This window comes from Paenibacillus rhizoplanae (assembly GCF_042684125.1).
GTDB classification, from domain to species: Bacteria; Bacillota; Bacilli; order Paenibacillales; family Paenibacillaceae; genus Paenibacillus_AQ; species Paenibacillus_AQ rhizoplanae.
In genome coordinates, this window is record NZ_JBHUKY010000011.1 from 143,230 (window position 1) to 168,381 (window position 25,152).

The following is a 25,152-nucleotide window of genomic DNA, read 5'->3' on the forward strand; positions in this document are numbered from 1 at the left end:
GGCTTCAACAGAATTTTCAGGAGAGGGGCATGGAGGTATGTTCATTGTTAACGTAGAAGGTGCAATCTATAAGGATGGTAAATGGCTTGTGATTACTAGAAGTACCAAAGAAGAACATGCCGGAGGGACTCTGGCTCTTGTAGGGGGAAAAGTGGACGTTGAAGGCAATACGCTCGAAATCCTCGAACGGACGGTAAAGCGCGAATGCGATGAGGAGGTTGGCATCGTGATCAAGGATGCGGTTACTTTTGTGTATAGCTCCTCCTTCGTAACCGAGGATGGGCGCCATGTCATCAATATGGTGTTCCTATGTGAATATGAGAGTGGTACAGCCACTAACCGGAGTCCTGATGAAGTCGAAGCCGTCCATTGGATGACCCACGATGAAATCATGGATCATCCCCTGACCCCTCCCTGGACCAAAGAAAGTATAAGAAGAGTAGCACTGGCAAGAAAATAACATTTAGGCTGTGCGGCAGACCTACCCTCCATTAGAGCTTTAATCCTTCCTCACCGTCAGTCTTTCATAGGTTTATTCGTACGCAGGGAGTAGGACGAGCGTAAACCAAGCTCCTTCATGAACTTGCCTACGGTCCGTTCGCTGATAATGTAGCCTTCTTCTCTTAAGAGGAGGGTGATTCTGGGACTGCCGAATTGGCCATGGTTAGCTTCGAAAAGTTCGGTGATCCGCGTCAGCAGCAGGGCCTTGCGCTTCGCCTGGTTGCTGACCTCGGCGTTTCTCCATTTGTAGAATCCGCTTCGTGAGACTTCAAGCACCTTGCACATCTTCTCTACAGGGAACTCGGAGCGGTGGTCTTCGATGAACTGGAACCGCAGGGACTTGGACAGCGGGTGCTCAGGCAGACTCTTTTGCAGGCGGGCAAGCTCCTCTTCATTTGCTGACACCGGCTCTGTCGAATCCTGCCTTTGATCTGCGTGCTTCATGGGAAGGACCTCCTCGTTACGTTACTTTTGCGTTCAGTATGGATACTCACACCCACCCCGTGAACTCCAGAATACTCGCCTTCGCCGATTGCGCCTCCGACTGTGCACCCTTGCGCCATTCCTTGGGCGGGACGCCCATCAGCTTGGAGAAGCAGCGGTTGAAGCTGGAGATGGAGTGGAAGCCGACCTTCTCCGAGATCTCCAGAACCGAATCCTCCGTGCTCTTAAGCTGCTTGCAGGCTTCTTCAATCCGGGTGCTGCTCAGGAAATCCAGGGGGGCGGTGCCCATGATGTCGTGGAATTTGCGGCGGAAGTGGGTGGTGCTTAAGTGGCACAGCTCGGCTAGATCATTAATGGTCATCGGCGTCATATAATTCCTGGTGATATACTCCAGCGCAGGGGAGATCACGAAATCGCCCTTCAGGCTATGCCCGGCCTCCTGGCCGCTCAAGGCTTCGTTCGTAGAATGAATGCGGAGCAGCTCTATGTACAGGGACAGCAGTAAGCCGTACGCACTCTCCTGATAGTAAGGCTTCTGCTGCTGCAATTCGAGGACGATGGAGGTAGCCAGCGTATAGACTAGAGGGTGCTTTTCCCTGCTTAGGATACAATTGCTGCCCTGCACCGCCCAAAGATTCGGCTCGAAGTTGCTGTAGGCGCTCTTGAAGGAATGCTGAAACAGATCCTCCGGCGAGAAAAACAGATAGGACCACAGACTGGCCTCACCCGGCGAACTGTACGTCGTATGGGGCAGATACCGCGGCAGGAAGGTCACATCCCCGGCAGCAAAAGGGACGCTCTCGCCCTTAATCTCCATAATCCCGCTATCTGAATAGCAGATCCCGATCTCCAGATGGTTGTGGAAATGCAGGTGCTCGCTCTTGATGTCAGAGATCTTCCAGCGTTCGCCGCTGAGCAGCAGGACAGGGAAATGGATCGGCAGGCTGTAGTGGCGGTATTCGATGACGGGTTTCTTTTTTCTGGGCATCTTCAGCAGCTCCTGTTCTTCTTGCGTTAGAATAGGAATGAAGAATAAAGGGTCGAAACTGCGCAGTTTTGATGTGAATGTGCTTAGATGTAGAACATTTTACTGCTTACAATAGATTCTGTAAAGCGCTTGCACGCGGATGGACGGATGGTAGCTGCCTTCAAGAGACACAGGGAACAGGAGAGGGGAATACACATGCTTCAAGTTAAATATAACCGGGATGAAATCTTAAGTGTAATCGATAAGGTTGCAAGGAAGACACTGGCGATGGATTTAACGTGGGAGTGGCCTTGCGGCGTTGCCTATTACGGGGTGTCCAGAGCCTACCAGACCACGGGGAACCAGGAATACCTGGACCAGCTGGTGAAGTGGGTGGATGAATATATCGAACTGGGGCTGCCCGACTGGACGGTCAACACCTGTGCAATGGGCCATATGCTGATCACCTTGTACGAAGAGACCGGAGACCAGAAGTACTGGGATATTGTGATGAGTAAAATCGGCTATATCCGGGGGAGCGCGCTGCGGTTCGGGGATCAGGTGCTGCAGCATACAGTCTCGGTGTCCAATGACTTCCCGGAGCAGGCCTGGGCGGATACGCTGTTCATGGCGGCGTTCTTCCTGCTGCGTGTGGGCAGCAAGCTGGAGGATCAGGAGCTGATCCAGGACGCGCTTAACCAGTATTACTGGCATATCAAATACTTACAAGACCCGGGCACCGGCCTCTGGTTCCACGGTTATAACCATGTGAAGCAGGACCATATGTCCGGGCTGTACTGGGGCCGGGCGAACGCCTGGGGAGCCTATACGATGTCGCAGGTGAAGCCGCTGCTTAAGGAGTGGTACCTGTACCCGCAGTGTATGGATGTGGAGTGCTCGCTCCGGGATCAGCTGGCGGCGTTGAAGCTGGTACAGACGGAGAACGGCCTGTGGCGTACGCTGCTGGACGATGAGGAGTCCTATGAAGAGGTATCGGCATCCTGCGGGATCGCGGCGGCCATGGTGAATAACGGCAATCCGCTGCATACCAAATATGTGCAAAAGGCTCTGAAGGGTATTCTGGAGAACATCACTGAAGACGGACGCGTATTGAACGTATCGGGCGGCACCGCCGTCATGAAGGACCGTGAAGGGTACCGCCATATTCCCAAGGACTGGACTCAGGGCTGGGGCCAGGGCCTCGCGCTTGCGTTCCTGTCAGATCTGCTCAAATAGGAGGAATCTACTTTGCCGACACCATCTACAGGCTCCACAGGAGCTTTTACCCTGCCGGGGGAAGCCGGTTATGAAGCACTGACGCTGAAGCTTGCCGAACGCTGGGGGGCCGATGTCATTCGTGACAGTGACGGCACACAGTTGTCGGAAGAGATTATCAATGCCGGTTACGGCATCTATTCGACCCTATGCATCATCCGCGACCATAACGGCTGGGCGTCGAAGAACCCGGACAAGCTGCAGCAGACCTTCCTGATTACAAGTCCGAAGGTGGCTGTACAGGATTACATATCCATCTACCTGCTGGAGGATTTCTTCGCAGAGCAATTCAGGGTGAATGATTCCCGTGAAGCGTTCAAGTACTGGCAGGTGTACGACCGGACGACCGGGGCGGAGGTGCCGAAGGAGCAGTGGAATTATGACCGGGAATCCGGCAATGTGGTGCTGACCGGCATTACGCCTTGGCATAAATATACCGTCAGCTTCATGGCCTACCGGATCTGGGAAGAGATCTCCATGTACAACCACACGACGAATCACTGGGACAAAGAGCATCTGATGCAGATCGATCCGATGTATAAGGGGACCCGGCAGTACCTGCTGGACTGGATGGAGGACTGGTGCGGGGAGCATCAGGCGACGACAGTGGTCCGGTTCACCTCCCTGTTCTACAATTTTGCCTGGATCTGGGGCAGCAGCGGGCAGAACCGCCATCTGTTTTCGGACTGGGGGTCCTACGACTTCACGGTGAGTGCGCGGGGCCTGGATCTGTTCGCGGAGCAATACGGCTATTCGCTGACCGCAGAGGATTTCGTGAACGGCGGCAAATACCGTGTCAGTCATATTCCGGCAGAGCAGCGTAAGCTCGACTATATGGCTTTTATCAATGATTTTGTCATCGGGTTCGGCAAGCAGTTAATTGACATTGTCCATAAGCACGGCAAGCTGGCGTATGTCTTCTACGATGACAGCTGGGTGGGCGCAGAGCCATATAATGACCGCTTCGGGGAGTTCGGCTTCGACGGGATGATTAAATGCGTGTTCTCGGGTTATGAAGCCAGACTCTGTTCAGGGGTGAAGGTGGAGACGCATGAGATCCGGCTGCATCCGTATCTGTTCCCGGTTGGCCTGGGTGGTGCACCTACCTTCATGGAAGGGGGCAATCCCACACTCGATGCGAAGCAATACTGGATTAACATCCGGCGTGCCCTCCTGCGTGAGCCGGTCGACCGGATTGGCCTGGGCGGCTATCTGCATCTGGTCGAGCCTTACCCGGATTTCTGTGCGTACATTGAGAAGATTGCGGATGAATTCAGGGAGATCAAGGAGCTGCACCGGCAGGGGCAGCCTTATCACATCAAGACTAAGGTAGCTGTTCTGCACTCGTGGGGCAAGCTGCGGTCGTGGACCCTGTCGGGCCACTTCCATGAGACGTATATGAATGACCTGATTCATATCAATGAGGCCTTGTCCGGCTTACCGGTGGAGGTGCGCTTCATCGACTTCGGGGATGTCCGCCAGGGTGCCTTGCAGGAAGTGGATGTGGTGATCAATGCAGGCAGTGCCGGTTCAGCATGGAGCGGCGGGGACCACTGGAAGGACAGCCAGGCAGTGGATGCCTTGACGGAATGGGTATATAAGGGCGGTGCGTTGATCGGAGTGAATCAGCCTTCCGCCGTGGACGGCTATGATCACTACTTCCGGCTGGCGCATGTTCTCGGGGTGGATGAGGACACCGGCGCGCGGGTAGCGCATGGCAAGTGGGCCTATGAGGTTCAGCCGGTGCAGGGTCTGGTGCCGGATGGCGTCAGCCTCACGCCGAAGAACGGGGTCTATCTGACCGACGGGGCTGCTGCGGTGGTCCATGAGGCAGAGGGCAAGCTGTCCTTGACTGTGAATAGCTTCGGGAAAGGGAAGGGCATCTACCTGCCGTCCTTTGCCTTCAGCTGGGAGAACACCCGCCTGCTGCTGAATCTGATCCGCTATGCCGGCAATGAGCTGGAGGAGACCCGCTACCTCCCGGATAATCTTTATACTGAGTGTGCGTATTATCCGCAGAGTAAGCGCCTGGTTGTGATTAACAATAGCGGCCAGCCGCAGCAGACCACCATCGAGACGGACTATGGTCCGCAGGTTGTGGAGCTGGAAGCTTTTGATACGGTGATTCGGGTGATTGGGGAATCGAATGGCTAAGATCCGTTGAACCTTTAGAGTTAAGTATGTATAATTATGGTAACCGCTCCCGCCACGCCTCTTTATAATGCGTACCAAGGCGGGATTTTTTTGGCAACTGCAGCCGCTACGACTTATGTTGAAATGCATGCTGTACTTCCCGGAGGAATGCCTATGCCAGGGTCCGCCCGCTTCAGACAATCCATCGCCTTCATTGAGGAGCATCTGCACGAGGAAATTCCGCTTGAACAAGCTGCGCAGGCTGGATACACCTCGCTGATGCAGCTGTATCGTGACTTCTATTCCTATACCGGCCACTCGGTCAAAGAGTACATCCGCAAGCGCAGGCTCTCGGTGGCGCTCGGGATGATCAGGAGCACGCAGCGTCCGCTTACCGAGATTGCATACGCCTGCGGCTACAGCTCCCAGCAAGCCTTATGCAAGTATGTGAAATCAGCCACAAGATTAACCCCGCTAGCCTATCAAAAAAGTACTGCCTGCTATTTCTTCCCCAGATTCGACAGTGAAGCCGTCAGGCAGGTAACCGTCAGCACAGAGATCCTTCCTGCAACCATACATATGAAATTCTATTCAACCAGGCACGGCGGCATTGAACAGCAAGCGCTGGAATCGCTATACGCTCTTCTCCCAGCCTACCAGAGCAGACTCTTCGGGAGAGACGGGCAGCCGCAGGGCGGCTTGTTCTGTTATGAGCTTGCGGTGGAGCATGATCCAGCCTTGATGCACAGCTTAACCGGAAGTATCTTCCGGGAGCTGGAGGTTGTCCCGGAACGCAGCTTAACCTGTGCCAAGTTGGCGGTCCGAAGCGATGAGGCTGAGATCGGACTGGCCTGGGACTATCTGGTTCTGAAGTGGCTGAGGACCAGCATGTTCGAGCAGGATGAGGAGTGCTATGGGGAAGAGTATATCCGCAAGGGCTGCGAGGTGAAGAAGCTGATTCTGTATGTGCCGGTCAGGAAGCGGACGGATTATGACAAGATCAGTATGAGCTGGAGTGAAGGTCTTGAATTTCTGGCTGCGTCCAGGGAAGGGGAGCAGGCGGAAGAGGCGGCAGCAGCAGCCGTGATGAATTATTGCTCAAGGTATCATCCTGAGGTACTAAGAACGGCAAGCATGTTCTGCGTCATCCAGCACGGCGGCCGCTATACCTGCGGAGTCCGGCTGGAACGGGGGCAAGCGATAGCGCTGGCCGAAGATAGCGGCCTTCAGATTCTGCAGGCTCCCGCCGGCAGGTATGCGGTGCTTGAGAGCAGCAGCTATGGGGACCGGGGAATGTTTATCGCGCTTTTGGAGCGCTGGGTACGGGAGAACGGGTGGAGCAGGGAGGGGGCGCTTGCGTTTACGATCTATGAGACAGTAGCCCCGGGCCGCCCGGATGCCATAACCATGAGCGTGTGGATGAAGCTGAAAGATGTTAAGAAGTGATAATATTTACGAACCGCAAGCTACTATACTTGAGCTTAACCAGGAGAGGAGCTGACCTATGAATCTGAGTAAGCAAGCAGCTGAAGGCTATAGTCCCCGTGTGAAGCCGGCAATCCTGAGAATGGTGGAGGAGCTGAAGCAGATGGAGATGTCGAGTGAGGTTCATGTAGAGCAGGTTACGGAGCTGTGCAGCATTGTGGACAGGCCGGAAATGAAGGTCGTGGGGATTGCGCTGCCGATATCGTATGAGAGCCGGGGCTATGGGGGGTATTATGATTCCGGGCAGGCGGGCGGTACGGTTAATGATTACTTTTATACGAAAAAGCTGGCGGCAGAAGGAGAGATCGCACTGCTCTCCAGTCTGATGGAGCGCCAGATTAGGGGCCGGGAGATTGTCACGGTGCGCACCGAGGTTCAAGGAGATGGCAACTACAAAGTGATTGTGGGCATGGAGGTGAGCAGCTTCGAGGGGCTGCCTGCGCATTTGCCGGAGTATACGGAGACGCTGATAGTACCCGCTTGCCGGTATGCCAAGGTTCTGATCAATGAATCGAAGAGTACCGGGCGGATCGGCTATGAGGAACGGATGCACGCTGATGAATATTTCGTGGGTGAATTTCGCAAGGATACGGGTTATGTCTATAATCCCGCCGGCCTCAGCTTCAATACATATGACCCGTCCGGTGATATTCTTACCAAATACGAACCGGTGATCCTGCCGGGGAATACGGCCGAACAGTTCAGCTCCCTGCGCTTCAAGCCGGTGACGCTGCCGGAGATGAAGATTGCCTGCAGCATGACGCTGCCGGAGGATGAAGAGTTTGTGATTACCAAATATTTTGGCGTACAGGATCAGGTATTCGCCACCGGGGCAGCCCGGTATTATCTGCATGACTATTACGGGTTTCCGGTGAACAGCGGGGAGGAGGGGAAGGTGCATTCCTGCTTCGGCACAAGAGTCAGCAGCTTCGATGGCCTTCCTGATAGTGTGGAGAAGGTAACTGTACCCGGGGGCATCTATCTGCATATTACCCAGCTTGAGGTGAACGGCGATAATCCGGGCATCCCGTACGATGCCGCGTTCAATCATCTGGAGGAGCTGTACCTGAGCACCCACCCTGAGTATACGCGCGACTGGAGCAGGCATGTGATTGCCCGGTTCCGCCAGGCGAACTGCGCCTCTGTCTTCATCCCGCTTGCTGCTGAATAACTTGGCCGGGGGCCGGCGGAGGGATAATATGATAGTATAGAGGTACATTTATTTTCCCGTAGGGGTAGAAAAGAGCGTATCATGAGAATCATCATTTCACCTGCCAAAAAGATGAAGACGGACACGGATTTCCTGGAATCCCGCCAGGCTCCGCAGTTCTTAAGTGAGTCACAGACGCTCCTGGCCCTGCTCCGTAAGCTCAGTTACGCAGAAGCCAAGGCGCTGTGGAAATGCAATGATGCTATTGCTGCGCTGAATATGCAGCGGATTGAAGAGATGGACCTCACCCGGAATCTGACCCCGGCGATCTTCGCCTATGAGGGCATCCAGTACCAGTACATGGCGCCGGGGATTTTTCAGACGGAGGAGCTGGACTACCTGCAGCAGCACTTGCGGATACTGTCCGGGTTCTATGGGATCGTCCGGCCGTTCGACGGGGTGGTCCCTTACAGGCTGGAGATGCAGGCCAAGCTGGGCGGGCCGGGCTTCAGTACCCTCTATGAGTTCTGGAACAGAAGATTAGCGGACCAGCTGTTCGCGGAGAGTGACACTATAGTGAATCTAGCCTCCAAGGAATACAGCAAGTGCATCTCTCCGTACTTGAGGAGCCATGTCCGGATGGTTAGCGTTGTATTCGGGCAGGAGATCGGCGGCAAGGTGGTGGAGCGGGCGACGCTGGTCAAAATGGCCAGAGGCGAGATGGTCCGGTTCATGGCGGAGCAGCAGATTACCAGCGTCGAGGAGATTCAGGGCTTCAGCGGGTTTGATTTCCGGTATGAGGCGGCCTTGTCGAATGAGAGCACCTATGTGTTCATCCAGGCCAAACAAGACAAAGAGTAGACTGATAGAGTGAGCAGTATAGAGGGTAATCCTACAGATGGTGGAAGCACCGGATTCGGGGTTACCCTTTTGCTTGTTGCGGGCGAAAGCTCGCTTTTTGTAAAATAAGGAATAACTTAGAACAGATTCAGGAGGAGGACTTATGATTAGGAGCCGAGGCCTATTGAATAAAGAGCACTTACTGGGGGAACTGGATGCACTGGGGTATTCCGATAGAATCAGAGCAATCACAGGATTAGGCCGCGATCACCTGGGGTCCCGGGAATACTCACAGTTACTTACCTCCTTACTGGAGGGCGGGGCTTATGAGTCGCGTCTGGCCCTGATGGGGGCGATCGCCACGCTGGATGCTTCTGTGATCGGCTCTGCGCTCCATCATCCTATGGCGAGCATCAGGAATATGGCTGCGGGCCTGCTGCCCAAAGTCGCCTCAGCCGAAGAGATCGAACGCGAGCTTCCGCAGCTGTCACAGGACTGCCGCCGCAAGCTGCTGCGTACGGTTGCCCTGATGAACCGCCAGGAGCTGGCGGAACGGCTATTGCCTGTGGTACAGGCCCGGTGGGGCCCGGAGGAAGCGGCGATTGTGCTGCAGGCCTGCTCTGCGGCAACCGTCCGCGCGCGGCTTGTCGAGCTGGGGTACGCCATTAAGGATTGGAAAAAGCTGGCCAGCCGCCATCTGGAGGTGGTCGCTGAGTGCTTCACCAGAGAGCTGGAAGCAGCCCCGCTTAGGGCCAAGGGGATGGTCTGGTCGCGCTTCTCCTCCGCGATGGAGCAGCTGTCCAATCACAAGCCTGACCTGGTGCTGGCCTATGCAGTGAACCATGGACCGGCAGACATGCTGCCGCCTTCGCTTAAGGCGAATCTCGGCATACTGATGCGCCTGAGACCAGGCGCGGTGTATGAGCTGCTGATCCGGACGCAGACGCGTGGTGAGCTTATGACTTATGGTCTGCCTGAAGCTGTGCTTAAGCGGGCGAAGCTCCTCACCATGGACCAATGGTCGCAGCTTGCCAAGCTGCTGGCGGACCAGCCCCAGCATGTGGCGCGGCTGCTGGAGCATCTTGCGCCGTCCTGGCGCCAGGAGATTTTCGATGCTGTGTATGAGGAGGAGAAGCGCCGGGAGTGGATTTTTCCGGAGAGGTTACTGTATGTATTGCCACATGCGCTGCGTGATCGGGAGGCTGCCCGGATGTTGGGTCTGCGTGAGATCAGGGAGAACCGGGAGCGCTCCCTGCGCATCACCGCCGCCCGCTCAATTCTTCAGGTCCGTGAGCAGCTTGAGCAGGCAACCCGGGTATCGAATGCCGACGAACGCGCTACGGCGCTGATGCAGCTGATCCGCAGCACGGTTCTGGCAAGGCAGGGCATGGATGCTACACTGCTGACCTTAAGTCGTATCCGTAATGATCAGGACCCTGTGCGGAGCGCGGTGTTCAAGGAGCTGTCGGAGAGTCCGGCGTCTGTGTACGAGGCTGCTCATGTCCCTGCGCTTACTGTGCTGGTGGACAGTGTAATTGATGCCAGAGACACCTCCTACGGTACTAGGTACTCTGTGCAGCAATTGGCCTTCTCGATTCTGCGCCATCAGGCGGCGGAGCCGGGCGGGGAGCTGTTCAAGTTCGCGCTAAACACGCTCCAGAAGCTGGCGAAGCAGGACGGGCAGCTCTCGCTGCCACCCCTTGCGAAGAATATGCCGCGGGGCGTGGAAGAGATCATTTTCAGCGGAATCTACGCTTATGCTGCACAGGCGGGCAAGAGAGAAAACTATGATTTGGTGCTGAGCCTGGCGAACTCTTTTGGCAAAAGGGGGTACGGGATCGTTAAGCTACAGCAGCTCTTACGGGAAGCTGCCCGAGCCAAAACAGAGGCAACCGCGATCCGGGCAACCCGGCTCTGGCTGAAGCCGCTGCAGACGCGCGATGAACGGGTGAAGGAACTGCTGGACGCAGATTCATCGTATATTACCATCCACGAGGTGTTCGTGCATCTGCATCTGAAGCGTCAGGAATGGCTGGACCCTTATATTTCGGGGGCTGCGATCAAGGGCAAGTTCCTCTCGGGCAAAACGGTATATCCTGTTCCGGCTGCGGACGGATTCCACCGCTGGCTGCCGCGCCAGCAGGAGGCGTATGGCTCCCTGTTGAGCATCATTGCCTTCGGCCCCAAGTACAGCTTGTTTGAACGTTCGCGGGCGATCAGAATTATGGCAAGTATGCCGGATTGGAACCCGGAGCGGCTGTATAAGCTGGTACAGGACAAAGAGGTGGCGGTAGCGGAGGCAGCGCTTCATGCCTTGTCCCTGCTGGAGGAGCCGGAGAAATCCCTGCCTGTGCTGCTGGAGCATCTTGATGGTGATCGGGCTCGTGTAGCGATGTACTCCATCCCAAGGTGCATCCGCCGGGTCAGTCCGCAGCAGCTGTCTCAGGCACTGAAGTCGCTGCTGAGCCGGGAGAAGCTGAAGATCACCGTCCGCAAGGAAGCCGTCCGCCTGCTCGGTGCGTATAGAAGTGAGGATAGTCTTCCGCTGCTATTGAATGAATTCGCAAAGCCTAAGGCGCATAAGGATGTCATCATCGCCATTGGGCATGCTGCCAGAAGGCTGCTGGACGATGAACGGAGCTGGGAGGTGCTGCGCGCCATCGCGGCATCTCCAGAGCGTGATATCGCAGTGAGCTTGTTGTCCCAGCAGCCTGATGCACTTCCGCTTGCCTACAGACCGCGCTATCTGGACTTAATCATAGCCATTGCCGGTCACCCGGATGTATCCGTCAGCAGCCAGGCTTATAGTTCCATGAAGTGGTGGACAAGCGGTTATGAAGGTACCGTTGCGGCGGCTGCGGCTCAGGCGGTTGCGGGTCTGAAGGACAGCTCCAGCTGGGAGTTCGCGATGATGACACTGATTGAAGCCGCCCGGGACGGCAAGGTGAATGAGGTTGTGGCTGGTATCTGCCGGCAGCTGGCGGCTACCGCCATGAGGAAGGAATGGAATGCAGCAGCGGACAGAGATCTGCCCCACCGGCAACGCTTGCAGGTGCTCATCAACCAGCTTACAGGTCTGCCCAAGAGTACAAGGGTGCAGCTTACCCCGTTGTACCTGGAGCTGATCGATATTCTGGCCGCCGATGAGACATTACAACAGCTGGTCCTGACCTTATATATTGCAGTGATCGACTGGAGTGACGTTGAGGAAGCGTCCGTGTATGTGAAGCGGATCGCGCAGGAGGTAATCCGTCAGCCGCAGCTCTTGAGCGAGTTGTACCACGGGCTTGCCGTCAGCCTGGAGAACAGTGCCGGATACTGGACACCGGAGACACTGCTTGAGATTGTGGATGTGCTGCGGGCAGAACCGTCTTATGAAGCTCCGTATCTCGGACTGTCCTTACTGGAAGCAGCGGGAAGCGCGCTGCGCTGGAGCCCGGAACCGTCAGAGCGTCTGCGGGACTACAGGAATCATGCGAATCCCGCAGTCCGCTCGCAGGCGCTGAATATTTGGACGGTGAGGGAGTCCCGGCTGTTCATGCTATAACCGCATATGCAGGATGGGCCAAGGCTTGCCTTGCTCATCCTGTTTGGAGCGGGCGTAGACCCGGAAGCCTAAATGTTCATAGAAGCCGGTAGCCTGGGGATTGTCTTCGTTCACATCCACAGCATGCACATTCAGAGCGTGTATGACATAGTTCACCAGACTTTTGCCTATCCCCTGTCCCCGGGCAGCCGGGTCTACGAACAGCATTTCAATCTTCTGATCCTGAATGCCGATGAAGCCGAACGGCTGCCCCTCGGGATCGGTATATACGAGCAGATGCTGGATCTCTGCGATTCCTTGCTGGACTAGGGGACGCAGGTCTTCAATCCTGCGGGGTGATTATAGCATACGGCAATCGGAGGAGAAGACAACTGCTCTTCGCCGGGGTCCGCCGTTCTTGGAACCAGGAATCCGAAAAGAATAATGACGAAACTCCCAATCATTGGTACAATAGAATCATCATAGTGAAAATATTCACAAGTAAAACAGCCAGATGATTGCCAAAACGGGTGTGATTACATATTATATGTATACAGATTATAAAGTACATTTGTAAAAGTCGGAGGAAAGCAAATGGCGACACATCGCTTGAACAGTATGGAAGTTAAAAAGATGAACCGAAACGCCATTTACCGATACCTGTTTCACCGTGAGGCCACTTCCATTCAGGAGATCGCGCAGGCGCTAAGTCTAAGTCTTCCCACCGTGACACAGAATCTTAAGGAGCTGCAGGAACGCGGGCTGATTGCGGAGAGCGGGCTGTATGAATCCACCGGAGGGCGTAAGGCCAAGTCGATGGCCTGCAACAGTACAGCGCGATATGCCGTCGGGCTGGATGTCACCCTGAATCATGTGGGGATTGTCATCATTGACCTGAGCGGCAGAATCATCAAGAATGTCAGAAATCATTTTCCGTTTGCGAATGAAGACACCTACTTCCAGGGGGTCGGCAAGCTGGTGGAGGATTTCGTAGATGAATGTCAGCTGGACCGCGGCCGGATTCTGGGAGTAGGCATTGCGTTGCCTGCGATACTCTCCGGTGACCGGCAGACGGTGAGCTATGCTACGGTCATTGATTTCAAGGGAGGGAGCGTCCGGCGGTTTGCCGAATACATTCCTTACCCCTGTGTTCTGAGCAATGATGCGAATGCGGCGGGACTCACTGAACTGTGGGGAGAGCAGGACATGCATAGTGTGGTCTATCTGTCCCTTAACAATAGTGTGGGCGGTTCCATTATCGTTAATAACGAGATCTATGCGGGACAGAACCACCGCAGCGGAGAGTTCGGGCATATGACGCTTGTGCCTGAAGGGCGTGCCTGTTATTGCGGACAGAAGGGCTGTGTAGATGCCTATTGCTCAGCGGGAATTCTCTCGGATAGCACGGGGGGCAGCATTCCGGAATTCTTCCGGCTGCTGGGAGAGGGCAAGGAGCAGCAGCAGGCCATCTGGCAGGAATATCTGAGCTATCTGGTGATCACGGTGAACAACCTGCGAATGCTGTACGACTGCGATGTGATTCTCGGCGGCTATGCCGGAGCTTACATGGAGGAATACATCGATGATCTTCAGGCGCTGGCAGCACGTAAGAACACCTTTGAGCAGGATGGCTCTTACCTTCGGGTCTGCAAATATAAGCTAGAGGCTACCGCTGTGGGCGCTGCCCTGGAGCTGGTAACTGAATTTATATACAGTATCTAGATCTGTGGTTACTTTTACCCTAATAGAATACCTGCTTTTCCCCGCTCCTCCAGAAGAGGGACATTGCTGCAACTGCGGCCCTGTCCTTCTCCGGGGGAGTTTTTGTTGACTTCATCCTAATTCGGATTATAATCTTATTTAAATAGTTTTATAAAAGTATATTATTGAATAGTTGAAGAAGGCAGAAGTCTTGAAGTAACAGTAGTTTTTATAAGAGTACCTAATGTTCCTGAGGAGGAGAAACGGATGAAGAACAGAGCTTTTTATATGACGGATTTGAAAAAGATGCAAATGAAGGACACAGAGATGCCTATCACCCGGGAGGGCGAGGTGATTGTGAAGCTGGAGGTTGTCGGCATCTGCGGCTCGGATGTGCATTACCTGGAGCATGGCCGGATCGGTGATTTCGTGGTGGACGGAGATTTCATTCTGGGGCATGAGTGCGCCGGGGAAGTGGTGGAGCTTGGCCCTGGTGTGAAGCATCTGAAGGTGGGGGACCGGGTGGCGCTGGAGCCTGGTGTGACCTGCGGACAGTGTGAATTCTGCAAAAGCGGCAAATATAATCTGTGCCCGGATGTACAGTTTCTAGCGACTCCGCCTTACCATGGCTGCCTGATGGACTATATCGCTTACCCCGAGAACATGGCGTTCAAGCTGCCGGATAATGTCTCGTCAGAAGAGGGCGCGTTGGTAGAGCCGCTGGCGGTGGGACTCCATGCTGCGGCGCAGGGCGGCATTAAGCTGGGAGACCGGGTTGTGATTCTGGGAGCGGGCTGTATCGGACTGGTTACACTACTGGCCTGTAAGGCTTATGGGGCTACGGAGATTGTGGTGGTGGACATCATCGAGAAGCGGCTGGAAGCAGCGATGAAGCTAGGGGCTACGCGTGTCATCAACGCCAAGGAGGAGAATGTGCTGGAGGTAATCGCTGCTTGGACAGATGGCGCGGGCGTGGATAAGGTCATCGAGACGGCAGGCAGCGAGCATACGGTGAAGCAGACCCCTTATCTGGTCAAAAGAGGCGGAACCATCGTCCTCGTAGGCCTCGCAGCCAAGGATATCATCGACTTCAATTTCATGCAGATTATGTTCAAGGAAGCCGACATTAAGTCGGTATTCCGATACCGCAACCTGTATCCGGCAGCCATTGGCGCCATCTCAGACGGCAAAATCGATGTCAAGGGCATCGTCACCCACGAATTTGGCTTTGAGGAGACGCAGAAGGCCTTCGATTACGTGATCGACAATAAGGAGAATGTGGTTAAGGCGGTTATTCGGATGGGCTAGAGGGACGATAGTTGGGTGAATAGATTAGCTATGGATGAATAGTGACAAGTGAGTATAGATGAACAGTGCAGAGCTGCCCCTTTCGGGGGCGGCTATGAAGGCCGGATGAGCCAATGAAGGGCATTAGTGCACTTGATTCCAGCAAAAGTAGGCTGGATGAGCCAATGAAGAGCATTAGTGCACTTGATTTTCGGCAAAAGTAGGCTGGATGAGCCAATGAAGAGCATTAGTGCACCTGATTTCAGCAAACGCAGGCTGGATGAGCCAATGAGGAGCATTAGTGCACCTGATTTCAGCAAAAGCAGGCTGAAGAAGCAAAAGTTAGTCCACCGCTGCCGAAATTTCTCGAATTTCCTCCACTTGCTTCCCGCGAGAGCAAAATCCCCGTCGATTAGACCCAATAATTCCATAATATCAATAAAAATTGGGGGTTAATCTTTAGTTTGCAGAGAGTAATGTAAACGCTTACTAGATATAATTTTCTCGAAAGGAGGACAAGTAAATATATGGGATAACCATCAGGATAAGTTATATTCTGCTGGGAGCAGCAAGCTGCAAGCAAACACATTATAATCGGGAGGTATTAATTTGCAATGAAAAAGAAACTTCTTACGGTATTAATGACAGCGGCACTGAGTTTCAGCGCGTTCGCAGCCACTGCAGGCGCAACAGATTATTGGCAGAACTGGACCGATGGCGGCGGAACCGTGAATGCGGTGAACGGAAGTGGCGGGAATTACAGTGTGAACTGGTATAACACCGGGAACTTCGTAGTCGGTAAAGGCTGGACCTACGGCACGGCGAACCGGGTCGTGAATTATAACGCGGGTGTCTTTTCACCTTCTGGTAACGGTTATTTGACCTTCTACGGATGGACCCGAAATGCCCTTATTGAATATTACGTGGTAGACAGCTGGGGGACTTACAGACCTACCGGCGATTACAAAGGCACGGTGAACAGTGATGGCGGCACTTATGATATCTATCGTACCATGCGTTACGACGCTCCTTCCATTGACGGAAATGCTACGTTCCCGCAGTACTGGAGTGTAAGACAATCTAAACGGCCAATCGGCAGCAATGTTCAGATCACGTTCAGCAACCACGTGAACGCCTGGCAGAGCAAAGGCATGAATCTGGGAAGCAACTGGTCTTACCAGGTACTGGCTACCGAAGGATACCAGAGCAGCGGCAGCTCCAACGTAACCGTGTGGTAATGGACAAGCTGACCGGCACCTTGCCGTTCCGGCAGGGGCGTAAGTTCAGCTAACCGTTGACAGGCTAAGGCCGGCCGGGTGTACAAGCTGCCGGCCTTATCATTTTCGCGCACCGAACTGCGCTTAGGTCCTGTACCTTGCCCATCTGCTCAAAGGAGAGGTATTCATGAGAAAACCATTAATGATTCTGATTCTATGCATGGCAATCGCGGTTATAGCCAGTGCCTGCGCGCAGGAGAAGCCTGCCGCGGATGAGCGTTTAGTGCGGGTAGAAGGCGGTACCTTTAAAGATACGAAATCCAATTACTACGGGACAGAGATGACCCTCCCGGATTTTTACATCGGTAAATATGAGATCACCCAGCAAGAATGGCTGGAAGTGATGAAGAATAACCCCTCGCAGTTCCAGGGGGACAAGCTGCCAGTAGAGAGCGTAACCTGGTATGATGCCGTGGAGTACTGCAATGAGCGGAGTGTGAAGGAAGGCCTGGCCCCCTATTATAATATAGACAAGAATACGGTCGATCCGAATAATACAAGTGAGCGGGATTTCATGAAATGGACTGTAACGGCCAATGAAGGGGCGGACGGTTACCGTCTGCCGACAGAAGCCGAGTGGGAATATGCAGCAGGCGGAGGTCAGATGAGCAAAAGCAACCCGTATAGCGGAAGCGGCAACCCGGAGGAGGTAGCCTGGTACTGGAGGAACTCCGGCGATCAATTCCTGACCGGGGACTGGAACTGGCCTGCAATTGAGAACAACCATAGCCAGCCGAGAAATACCGGCCTCAAGCAGGCCAATGAGCTGGGACTGTACGATATGTCAGGCAACGTAAGGGAATGGTGCTGGAACTGGTACGGAGAAGGGGATTCGAATAGCAAGGCCGGCTCGGTCCGGCTGGTGAAGGGAGGCGGCTGGATCGGCGGGGTGAACAATACAGAGGTATCCTTCCGCGGCAAATTCGAACCGAGCAGCCGGGGGAATGACCAGGGCTTTCGTGTGGTTCGCAATAGTAAATAGGTTGTGGGCAGACTATCTGGATCCCAAGTCTCCAGCACTAAGCAGTAATTGAAAACTATGAGCACCCCTTCGAGCAAGCTTTCTGGTCTGTTTCATCTAAGGATGAGAGGAATGGAGAGCCTTGAAGGGGATCTTGTTGTTGGGGGAGGCTGAATTTCCCAATATTAACGCCGTAATTGTATAAATATCACAACTAACCTTCCACTAAAAGAATATCCCTTCTTCAATCATGCTGGAGGATCTTCATATTAATAGTAAAGTGTAGAATGATAATTATTATTTTGATCAGATTAAGTATGAAAATCATTTTATTATACATATTTTAACATGGTGAAATCTAGTGTACTCTAAGGAAAGAAGACTCTGAATTGAGAGCTTTTAATATATAGGGGGAGGTTAAATACATGCCGAATTATGATTTTCATAATTGCTTATCACCACGGGAGTTTGAGGAATTAGCTAGGGATATATTAGAAATAAAAGAGAAGGTTGCTTTTAAAATCTCTAGTCGAGGAAAAGATGGAGGGATTGACCTTATACATCGTGAAGGGAAAAAAGAAATAATTGTTCAAGTGAAGTGCTACCAAAACAACTATAAACAACTGCGAAGTGTCTTAAAATATCAAGAGAAACAAAAAGCCAAACTCCTCTGTCCATCTCGCTATATTCTTGTAGTTTCAATTGAGCTTAGCAATGAGCAGAGAAGTGAGATCATTAGTCTCTTCGAAGGTTTAATAAAAACAGAGAATGATATTATTGATAGAAATGATTTGAACCAACTGCTTGGCAAAGAAGAGTATCACAATGTTGAACAAAGCCATTATAAGTTATGGATTAGTAGTTCTAGTGTTTTAAGCTCAATCATCGAAGGGATTGTTCATCGTGCTAACTTAGTTCATTCAAAATTTGAACTTGATCAAATAAAAGAAACGGTTAAGGTTTTTGTTCAAAATCCTAGTTTTGGACGAGCCCTAAGCTTGTTAGAGGGGCTCAGGTATATTTTGATTGCTGGAGAACCCGGTATTGGGAAAACTACACTGGCTCGATGTTTAGCGGCGTACTACTTACAACATATGGGTTATAGTGATTTCATTTATGCGGACACGGTAAGGAATGCGCTTGAAATGTTCAAAGAGAAAGAAAAGCAAGTTTTCTTTTTTGATGACTTTTGGGGAAGTGTGTTTAAAGATGAGAAACTCCCGCATAACGAAGAAAAGCATATGATGAAGTTCATTGATCTTGTTTCTAAAACAAAGAATAAGATTTTGATTTTGACATCTCGTGAGTATGTACTTCAGCAAGGTTTAACAGAGTATCATGATGAAGAGCTCAATAGAACGTTTGATATCGGAAAGTGTATCCTTCAGATGGAAGACTACTCTGAGGTAACTAAAGCAAAGATTTTATTTAACCATCTTTATTTCTCCCATCTTGAATGGGATTATGTCAAAGTTATTGCTGATAATTATGAAAAAATCATTAAACATAATAATTATAGTCCTAGAATCATAAAAGATTTTCTAGGCCATGGAATAAATCTTATTCACGAAAATTCCCCTAGGGTGTTCTATAGCATCTTTAAACAATACTTAGATGAGCCGTTATCTTTCTGGAAGAATATCTTTATGCAGCAAACCTCAGGAGCACAGTTAGCGGTGCTTATTTTATTTGTATCTTCACAACCTATGAGGCTCTGTGATTTAAAGTCCTCTTATTACTCTTGTGTACATGCCATGAATGAGAGCAATTCATCCATTAAAAATTTGGAGTTCGAAAGTATCATTGCTCAACTAGAAAAAACAATGATTATAACCTATCGGGAAAATGAAACAGCAATTATCTTGGTGAAATTCCAGAATCCATCGATTAAGGATTTCTTATATGTATATCTGGCTGATACTGTAGAGTTTTTTGGTCAAATATTGATTAAAGGATGTCCATTTTTGAATCAACTTCTTTTTATGTTTAAAGCTACGGTCTTGGGGCGTGGCATTGAGGATGACTCGGATGATGATATCTTTATTCAAGAGAAAATAAAATTAACACCTAAACTAGAAAGTGTGCTAATAGATAAAATTATTATAGATTTTGATATTTTAAAGTATTCTTATTTTGAGAATGACCCCTTTCAGAATAAATCATCTGTATACACAAAGCCGGATGACTGTATTGTAAGAAAATTAAATGATATTATGTTTAATTTTGAGGTTGATAAAAATTTTAGAATGAAAAAGTTTATTGAGGGCAAGATTCAATATTTATGTGAAAGACTGCATGATGAAGAATATCCATTTAGTTATGATGACATGAATGAATTTCCTAATTTAATTAAAAAAGCACTTTTTTTAAATATTAATATAAATGAAACGCTAGTATTGCAAGACTATTATAGACGTTCTCGATTTGCTGAACATTGGCTAACTCTCACAGAATTTGAAGGGATTTTCCCTAAGGCATATGCCAGCTTCAAGAAAAAGAACTATAAAAAGATAAAAGCAGAAATTAAGTATTTGTTGCTTGAGGATATTGAATTTTTTGCATCTGACGTGGAGCATGACCGAATTGATTTTCTTATCGATATAATTTATCCCCGAATTTTAGAAACATATAAGTTGCGTGATAGTAAGTATTTTTGGAAAGAATTTAGTAGGATTATGGGCTATGGTGATAAGCCACAAGCAAGCACCCAATACCAGACAGAAAAAAATATGAGAATAATAGAAAAAAGAGAATTTGAAGAGAAAATAAAAGAAATTATAACTGAGGAAAAAAGAGCACTATTAGGTAGTGAAACTGAGTTCTTAAAAGATCAAGAGATCAATGACTTTATAATTAAGTATTCGCGAACTGCGTCAGAAGCACAAGATATAATATCACTTTATGAGAATGAAGAACCATGGTTTATTTATCCTTTCTTTGGAAGTTGGGACAGATTATCGCTCTTAATAGATTTTTATCATAATGAGAAACAAATATCTGCATCAAGCTTTTTGTTTTTTGAAAAGTTAGCCGCTTTTCTAATCAAAGATAGCGAGTCTGAAAATCATGAGGTTAATCTTGAAGATATGTTTTCGGAATTCGCTTTCGATATGATGACTGAAGGTAGAAGTATCTTCTCAACAGAAATTATTGAAACTCATAAGGCATTCAAAAAAATGCTAGAAACCGGTCGTGTTGACCTTTTAACACTATTATCTTTTCCTTTCATTGTTCAGAAAGGGAAATGGTACATGTTTAAAACATTGGTATTTCAAAGCTACTTAGCACTAAAGAAATTCCTCTCTGGCAATGGAAAATCAAAGTTATATGCAGAGTTTCTGGATTTACAAAATGACTTCTGGGATTTTAAACATGATGTCTGGTTGCTGTGTTCTGAAATAGATCTAAAAGGGTTTAATCAGAATTTTTTAGTTCCTGCTTTTAACTACTACTTAACAGCCATAGATTCAATGAACCCTAAAACAGTCACTTCCTCCACATTTAGATATCTTGATCTCAAATTGAATTTTAATGTTCCTATAGATACAGCGTTTTCTGAGAACTCTGGTTCATCTTGTAATAGTTTCGAAGCTTCGATATTTGAGTTTATTGGTCATGATTTACTGGATATTGAATTTCTAATGGATTCATCTAAAGAAGGAGTTAATGAAGGTGCACTAATGGATCTACGCCAATTTATTCTAAAGAATGGTTCTGAAAGTTATGGGGAAAATGAATATGATATTGACTTAGCTGAATATAGTGCTAATCCTGAAATGCTGGAAATACTCAATGCTCTAGGTGTATGCGATTTTTTGTGGAATACTTATCAGCAAGTTCAGGGTATGATACAGCAGGCAGTAGAAACCGATTATAATTACCGACTTGACTCATATATGCAAGCTCCGCAGGTACGTATATTTTATAGAGAAGAGTGATCAGGAGGAGAAGAAGTTATGAAATTCCCTGATAGTGCGGGTATATTGCTTACAGTAAGCGGTCTTATCAAGGATGAAGAAATAATTATTCAATCTATCGATAATTATCATTATCCTTTCAAGGATTTTATAAAAAACAGCCAAACTAATAATTTGGTAAGAAATAAAGTTGATGAGGTTACAAATGTCCCAAAGATTTATATTATTGCTGGTCATAAAGATAAGATTTCTCGAATAAAGAATGTTTGGAATGAAAAAACGAGGCAAGCTATTAATAGAATTTTACGTCAGAAAAATATATTAAAGATTATCGAGCAAGAAATTCAGAAAATAGAATACTGCTCGCTGGAAATGATGCATTGGCTATATTTATATGACATAATTGAAAATGATCATATTAAATATCCAAGGGGAATGACGTATGGAACTGAGGGTGGAGATTTAGAAGTATTGGTTTTTTATTGGACCAATAACCCAAAATATGATTCGAAAGAAGAGTTAAATCATACAATATTATTCTGGCTGGAGCGTGAACGGCCCTTTTTAAAAGGAATGCAGTGTGTCATTTACTCTTTTATATTACGTAACATGGTTGGTCGTAAAGTATTGGCCACTATTCCAGACGTGTATGGTAACTGGGGAATGTTGTTAGAAGGTGGTGTGTTTTTACCTCTAGCAGATGATTTTGAATCAGGAATGAGCAAAATAAATAGCACGCATGTTGGAAAATGGACTGTCGGAGAAATAGAGGAGATAGCGCTTAACCCTACTTACGGTTTTGGTGTTTATTTTGATAATATTGAATTATTTAGTGAATGGTTTTACGTCTTTCTTTATGCGATGGCTACTATCGATGATAAGGAATTAGATCCTATGAATGTCCGATTGCTATATGGAAAATTCTTAGAGTATATCGGTAAAAACATATGTCCTTACGAAGTAATTAAGCAAAAGATAATCGAAGAGGAGGAAGCTTTAGAAGTACTGGTGTTAACTCTATGTAGTATAAGAGAGTATTTGAAAGGTGAAGAGGATACAGGAATATCAAAAAATATTTTACTGATGATGAGAAGCCGTAATGCTTATTTACCGATTGTTACCCAGTTTATTAGAAAAAATTCAAATTTAGTTGTTCCCATACCTCAACCATCAATTCCTTTAGACTATAACTACTGGAAAGAAAATCTTTATCAACTGGCATCAGTTCCCACTGCATATGAAAAGGGGGTAGAATTTGAAGAATTAGTCCAATATTTTATTCGCACTATACCTGGTATAAAAATTACTGGGATTAGAGAAAAAAGAGGAAGAGCGGAAGTGGATATTTATTGCTGTAATGTTTCTTTTGATGCCCTTCTATGGAAGTTAGGCGCTCTAATATTAATAGAATGTAAAAATAGAAAGAATAAAGTGTCGGTATCAGATATAAGAAATTTGGTTCCAACTATGGAGGCGAAGGGTATACATGGTGCAATGATTTTCAGTAGAACAGGCTTTTCCCCGTTAGCCATGAAAGAAATTAAGCATCAGCTTTCTGGTGGTAAGGTGATCTTGCCTATATCTTTTGAAGAATTAGAAGGAATAACCAGAAAGCTAGATGCATATTGGGTTGTTTGTAAGAAGATAGAGCACCTCGGAAATATTTTGAAAAATGATCTTGATCAAATGTATTTTTAATTCTCTTGATCTATCTGGGGCTAGACTTAGCAGGGTACATTTGCATTCTATGCAGATCGATAATCATATTTCCTCTTTTTAGAACATCCAGTCCAATAAGACCGTTGATGTAATTAATACCTTCATGAAAAACACCAAAATCGATGGGCACATCCTTCATAATCAGTTCACCGATTCTTACTTCATCCACAGTCTTCTGAAACGTATATTCATCACCGCCGATTCCAAAGCTACGGACAAGTCTATCGCCGTTCTCAAATTTGATGCCTAGTTCAGAAACAATGTCAGAAGACAGTAGGGAGTGAGCAGCCCCTGTATCAATGACAAGATCGTTGACGATTAAGGAACGACCTCTATAATTAATGGTCATCGATGTCTGAAGTAAGCCAAACATGAATTCAATCTGCATCTTATCTACTCCTATATAGAGGATAATTTCTAAGCTCGACTGTGATATTTTCTTGCCCGGTATGATAAACAATATTATTATTTTTGCAGTTTAGTAGGAGTTGGGTAGCTTCGTCAGGGTCTTGAATGGCACGGATTAGGGCAACATCATCAATATACTCAATGTTATGTCTCGTATGAGAATCTAATATTTCAAGCAACACATATTGATTGGGATATATGGAGCGAACCTCTTGCCATTGCATATAGATCACATCCTTGTAGTTATTTTGTTTGAAATAATTATACCCTAAACTCTTTCAACTGGACATGAACAACGTCAATGAATCAGGCGATAAGCGTGATTAAACCAGCCCCTCAGGACAATGCTTTTTCCACTTCCGGATCTTTCCCCGAAAGGTCTTGAACGGGGCCGCCGAGTTAATGTGAATCCACCGGGCCATCGGCCAGTTCTCCTTGGTTCCGGTCCATTGACGTGCGCCCTGGATGAACAGTTCCTCTTCCGTCAATGTGCCGATCCAGTCCAGCCACTGCTGCTCGGATTGCCGGAAGAGCTCACGCAGCTCGGATAGAGAATACTCCGCATATTTGCTATAGAAGGACTGATACAACCCGCCGAGCTGATTCCACTTGTAATCCGTAGCAGGCATGGAGAAGGTCTGTCCTTCCAGCTCACTCCGGTCCCAGCTCCGCACCAGCTCCAGCCAGCCCAGCTGATAAGCGATGATCTCGGCAGGGGTTTTGTCCACCTCGGGAATTCGCGTATCCTTATATGTATTGTTAATTCCGTCATATTCTGCATCCAAGAGCAGGTACAGATTATGGATCGTGTCTACCAGCTCCTGCCGGGACGAGTATTCATAGCTTGCCATAACAATCACTCCTTTCTTCTGGTTATACCACAGGGTTGTGACAACAGTCTGTCCAGTTTAACCGGGCGCATCGAAACTATATGTGTGGCCAAAGGGAGTCTAGCACCAAATTTGCTGTACCCCCACAAGCTTGTCCTCATGGAAGCTTAGCTTATAAATGTCGGGCATTTCTAACTGCTTCCAGAAGCTATAATCATAACGCTTATCCAGAGCATTCATGATCAGGACCATAATGTTACCGTGCGTTCCGATAGCGATCGAATTACCTTTATATTGCTGCAAAACGTTATGGAGTGCTTGTACGCCTCTCTTTTGGGCAACCAGATTGGATTCTCCTCCCGGCCAGGCGAAGGAAAAGTCCTCCCATACCCTGGAGATTGCCTGCCCGAAGTCGGGTACAGGTTCTGAAGACAAGATTCTTTCTTTAAAATCATCTTCGATTACAATCGTAGTCCTAAGCGGTTTCTCCAACCCCTCGATGGTCTGTATAGCCCGTGTATAGGGACTTGAGATCAGAATGTTAATATTCTCATGGAGGAGTAGACGGGTAACTCTCCGTGCGTCTGCCCGTCCATCCTCGGATAAAGGTCTATTCAATTCGTCGGTAGAATAAGTAGAGTGGGCATGCCGTACGAAGTACAGAGTGGTAACCATTGACTATCGCCTCATCTATTAATATTTGTACAGTATTGTAACACGAAGGAGACGGG

20 protein-coding genes are annotated in these 25,152 nt (G+C 49.0%); 13 read left to right on the forward strand and 7 right to left on the reverse strand.

The features are described 5' to 3' along the window. Window positions 1-37: 37 nt before the first annotated feature. Window positions 38-460 carry an NUDIX hydrolase gene (locus ACFSX3_RS04255; protein ID WP_209991960.1) on the forward strand — a complete coding sequence of 141 codons (423 nt, stop codon included), beginning with the start codon at window positions 38-40 and terminating at the stop codon, window positions 458-460. Window positions 461-516: 56 nt separating this feature from the next. Here ACFSX3_RS04255 and ACFSX3_RS04260 read toward each other — a convergent pair whose 3' ends face one another. After that, window positions 517-945: an IS3 family transposase gene (locus ACFSX3_RS04260; RefSeq protein ID WP_209991959.1), complete on the reverse strand. Its 429-nt coding sequence runs from the start codon at window positions 943-945 to the stop codon at window positions 517-519. A 46-nt stretch (window positions 946-991) separates the two neighbouring features. Beyond that, on the reverse strand, window positions 992-1,933 hold the full coding sequence (locus ACFSX3_RS04265; protein WP_209991958.1) for a helix-turn-helix domain-containing protein: 942 nt from the start codon (window positions 1,931-1,933) through the stop codon (window positions 992-994). A gap of 195 nt (window positions 1,934-2,128) precedes the next feature. On the opposite strand from ACFSX3_RS04265, the gene ACFSX3_RS04270 reads away from it, so the two are divergent. From ACFSX3_RS04270 to ACFSX3_RS04295, 6 genes are all read left to right on the forward strand, one after another. Beyond that, window positions 2,129-3,148 carry a glycoside hydrolase family 88/105 protein gene (locus ACFSX3_RS04270; RefSeq protein WP_209991957.1) on the forward strand — a complete coding sequence of 340 codons (1,020 nt, stop codon included), beginning with the start codon at window positions 2,129-2,131 and terminating at the stop codon, window positions 3,146-3,148. A gap of 12 nt (window positions 3,149-3,160) precedes the next feature. Next, window positions 3,161-5,341 (forward strand): 1,3-beta-galactosyl-N-acetylhexosamine phosphorylase, encoded by a 2,181-nt coding sequence (gene gnpA / locus ACFSX3_RS04275; protein ID WP_209991956.1) that lies wholly within the window; start codon window positions 3,161-3,163, stop codon window positions 5,339-5,341. Window positions 5,342-5,494: 153 nt separating this feature from the next. Continuing rightward, window positions 5,495-6,766 (forward strand): helix-turn-helix domain-containing protein, encoded by a 1,272-nt coding sequence (locus ACFSX3_RS04280; RefSeq protein WP_209991955.1) that lies wholly within the window; start codon window positions 5,495-5,497, stop codon window positions 6,764-6,766. A 58-nt stretch (window positions 6,767-6,824) separates the two neighbouring features. After that, window positions 6,825-7,976, forward strand: coding sequence for a GyrI-like domain-containing protein (locus ACFSX3_RS04285; protein ID WP_209991954.1), 1,152 nt, complete (start codon window positions 6,825-6,827; stop codon window positions 7,974-7,976). An 81-nt stretch (window positions 7,977-8,057) separates the two neighbouring features. Further along, complete coding sequence (gene yaaA / locus ACFSX3_RS04290; protein ID WP_209991953.1) at window positions 8,058-8,816, forward strand: peroxide stress protein YaaA; 759 nt, start codon at window positions 8,058-8,060, stop codon at window positions 8,814-8,816. 142 nt (window positions 8,817-8,958) lie between these two features. Further along, window positions 8,959-12,342 (forward strand): HEAT repeat domain-containing protein, encoded by a 3,384-nt coding sequence (locus tag ACFSX3_RS04295; protein ID WP_209991952.1) that lies wholly within the window; start codon window positions 8,959-8,961, stop codon window positions 12,340-12,342. On the opposite strand, the gene ACFSX3_RS04300 is transcribed toward ACFSX3_RS04295, so the two are convergent. Beyond that, the gene (locus ACFSX3_RS04300) at window positions 12,337-12,669 is read right to left on the reverse strand and encodes a GNAT family N-acetyltransferase (RefSeq protein WP_209992065.1); all 333 of its coding nucleotides are present in this window, start codon (window positions 12,667-12,669) and stop codon (window positions 12,337-12,339) included. The genes ACFSX3_RS04295 and ACFSX3_RS04300 overlap by 6 nt on opposite strands. A gap of 246 nt (window positions 12,670-12,915) precedes the next feature. Between ACFSX3_RS04300 and ACFSX3_RS04305 the strand changes: the two genes are divergently transcribed. From ACFSX3_RS04305 to ACFSX3_RS04330, 6 genes are all read left to right on the forward strand, one after another. After that, on the forward strand, window positions 12,916-14,043 hold the full coding sequence (locus ACFSX3_RS04305; RefSeq protein ID WP_209991951.1) for an ROK family transcriptional regulator: 1,128 nt from the start codon (window positions 12,916-12,918) through the stop codon (window positions 14,041-14,043). A gap of 246 nt (window positions 14,044-14,289) precedes the next feature. Further along, on the forward strand, window positions 14,290-15,330 hold the full coding sequence (locus ACFSX3_RS04310; RefSeq protein WP_209991950.1) for an NAD(P)-dependent alcohol dehydrogenase: 1,041 nt from the start codon (window positions 14,290-14,292) through the stop codon (window positions 15,328-15,330). A 593-nt stretch (window positions 15,331-15,923) separates the two neighbouring features. Then, the gene (locus ACFSX3_RS04315; protein WP_209991949.1) at window positions 15,924-16,547 is read left to right on the forward strand and encodes a glycoside hydrolase family 11 protein; all 624 of its coding nucleotides are present in this window, start codon (window positions 15,924-15,926) and stop codon (window positions 16,545-16,547) included. Between the two features lie 166 nt (window positions 16,548-16,713). Then, window positions 16,714-17,568, forward strand: coding sequence for a formylglycine-generating enzyme family protein (locus tag ACFSX3_RS04320; RefSeq protein ID WP_209991948.1), 855 nt, complete (start codon window positions 16,714-16,716; stop codon window positions 17,566-17,568). 404 nt (window positions 17,569-17,972) lie between these two features. Next, on the forward strand, window positions 17,973-21,485 hold the full coding sequence (locus tag ACFSX3_RS04325; RefSeq protein WP_209991947.1) for an nSTAND3 domain-containing NTPase: 3,513 nt from the start codon (window positions 17,973-17,975) through the stop codon (window positions 21,483-21,485). Window positions 21,486-21,503: 18 nt separating this feature from the next. Next, complete coding sequence (locus ACFSX3_RS04330) at window positions 21,504-23,162, forward strand: restriction endonuclease (RefSeq protein ID WP_209991946.1); 1,659 nt, start codon at window positions 21,504-21,506, stop codon at window positions 23,160-23,162. Between the two features lie 10 nt (window positions 23,163-23,172). On the opposite strand, the gene ACFSX3_RS04335 is transcribed toward ACFSX3_RS04330, so the two are convergent. The 4 genes from ACFSX3_RS04335 to ACFSX3_RS04350 form a co-directional block, all read right to left on the reverse strand. Further along, the gene (locus tag ACFSX3_RS04335; RefSeq protein WP_209991945.1) at window positions 23,173-23,571 is read right to left on the reverse strand and encodes an aspartyl protease family protein; all 399 of its coding nucleotides are present in this window, start codon (window positions 23,569-23,571) and stop codon (window positions 23,173-23,175) included. Between the two features lies 1 nt (window position 23,572). Further along, window positions 23,573-23,815 carry a hypothetical protein gene (locus ACFSX3_RS04340; RefSeq protein ID WP_209991944.1) on the reverse strand — a complete coding sequence of 81 codons (243 nt, stop codon included), beginning with the start codon at window positions 23,813-23,815 and terminating at the stop codon, window positions 23,573-23,575. 99 nt (window positions 23,816-23,914) lie between these two features. Further along, on the reverse strand, window positions 23,915-24,442 hold the full coding sequence (locus ACFSX3_RS04345) for a ClbS/DfsB family four-helix bundle protein (protein ID WP_209991943.1): 528 nt from the start codon (window positions 24,440-24,442) through the stop codon (window positions 23,915-23,917). A 99-nt stretch (window positions 24,443-24,541) separates the two neighbouring features. Beyond that, window positions 24,542-25,096 carry a histidine phosphatase family protein gene (locus tag ACFSX3_RS04350; RefSeq protein ID WP_209991942.1) on the reverse strand — a complete coding sequence of 185 codons (555 nt, stop codon included), beginning with the start codon at window positions 25,094-25,096 and terminating at the stop codon, window positions 24,542-24,544. Between the last annotated feature and the right edge of the window lie 56 nt (window positions 25,097-25,152).

What these genes read in the sequence shown, in the direction of transcription:
- ACFSX3_RS04295 (WP_209991952.1), top strand. Translation starts at nt 8,959, where the DNA reads ATGATTAGGAGCCGAGGCCTATTGAATAAAGAGCACTTACTGGGGGAA.
- ACFSX3_RS04315 (WP_209991949.1), top strand. Translation starts at nt 15,924, where the DNA reads ATGAAAAAGAAACTTCTTACGGTATTAATGACAGCGGCACTGAGTTTC.
- ACFSX3_RS04270 (WP_209991957.1), top strand. Translation starts at nt 2,129, where the DNA reads ATGCTTCAAGTTAAATATAACCGGGATGAAATCTTAAGTGTAATCGAT.
- ACFSX3_RS04260 (WP_209991959.1), bottom strand. Translation starts at nt 945, where the DNA reads ATGAAGCACGCAGATCAAAGGCAGGATTCGACAGAGCCGGTGTCAGCA.
- ACFSX3_RS04350 (WP_209991942.1), bottom strand. Translation starts at nt 25,096, where the DNA reads ATGGTTACCACTCTGTACTTCGTACGGCATGCCCACTCTACTTATTCT.
- ACFSX3_RS04335 (WP_209991945.1), bottom strand. Translation starts at nt 23,571, where the DNA reads ATGCAGATTGAATTCATGTTTGGCTTACTTCAGACATCGATGACCATT.
- ACFSX3_RS04265 (WP_209991958.1), bottom strand. Translation starts at nt 1,933, where the DNA reads ATGCCCAGAAAAAAGAAACCCGTCATCGAATACCGCCACTACAGCCTG.
- ACFSX3_RS04255 (WP_209991960.1), top strand. Translation starts at nt 38, where the DNA reads ATGTTCATTGTTAACGTAGAAGGTGCAATCTATAAGGATGGTAAATGG.
- ACFSX3_RS04320 (WP_209991948.1), top strand. Translation starts at nt 16,714, where the DNA reads ATGAGAAAACCATTAATGATTCTGATTCTATGCATGGCAATCGCGGTT.
- ACFSX3_RS04285 (WP_209991954.1), top strand. Translation starts at nt 6,825, where the DNA reads ATGAATCTGAGTAAGCAAGCAGCTGAAGGCTATAGTCCCCGTGTGAAG.
- ACFSX3_RS04325 (WP_209991947.1), top strand. Translation starts at nt 17,973, where the DNA reads ATGCCGAATTATGATTTTCATAATTGCTTATCACCACGGGAGTTTGAG.
- ACFSX3_RS04305 (WP_209991951.1), top strand. Translation starts at nt 12,916, where the DNA reads ATGGCGACACATCGCTTGAACAGTATGGAAGTTAAAAAGATGAACCGA.
- ACFSX3_RS04345 (WP_209991943.1), bottom strand. Translation starts at nt 24,442, where the DNA reads ATGGCAAGCTATGAATACTCGTCCCGGCAGGAGCTGGTAGACACGATC.
- yaaA (WP_209991953.1), top strand. Translation starts at nt 8,058, where the DNA reads ATGAGAATCATCATTTCACCTGCCAAAAAGATGAAGACGGACACGGAT.
- ACFSX3_RS04330 (WP_209991946.1), top strand. Translation starts at nt 21,504, where the DNA reads ATGAAATTCCCTGATAGTGCGGGTATATTGCTTACAGTAAGCGGTCTT.
- ACFSX3_RS04340 (WP_209991944.1), bottom strand. Translation starts at nt 23,815, where the DNA reads ATGCAATGGCAAGAGGTTCGCTCCATATATCCCAATCAATATGTGTTG.
- ACFSX3_RS04310 (WP_209991950.1), top strand. Translation starts at nt 14,290, where the DNA reads ATGAAGAACAGAGCTTTTTATATGACGGATTTGAAAAAGATGCAAATG.
- ACFSX3_RS04280 (WP_209991955.1), top strand. Translation starts at nt 5,495, where the DNA reads ATGCCAGGGTCCGCCCGCTTCAGACAATCCATCGCCTTCATTGAGGAG.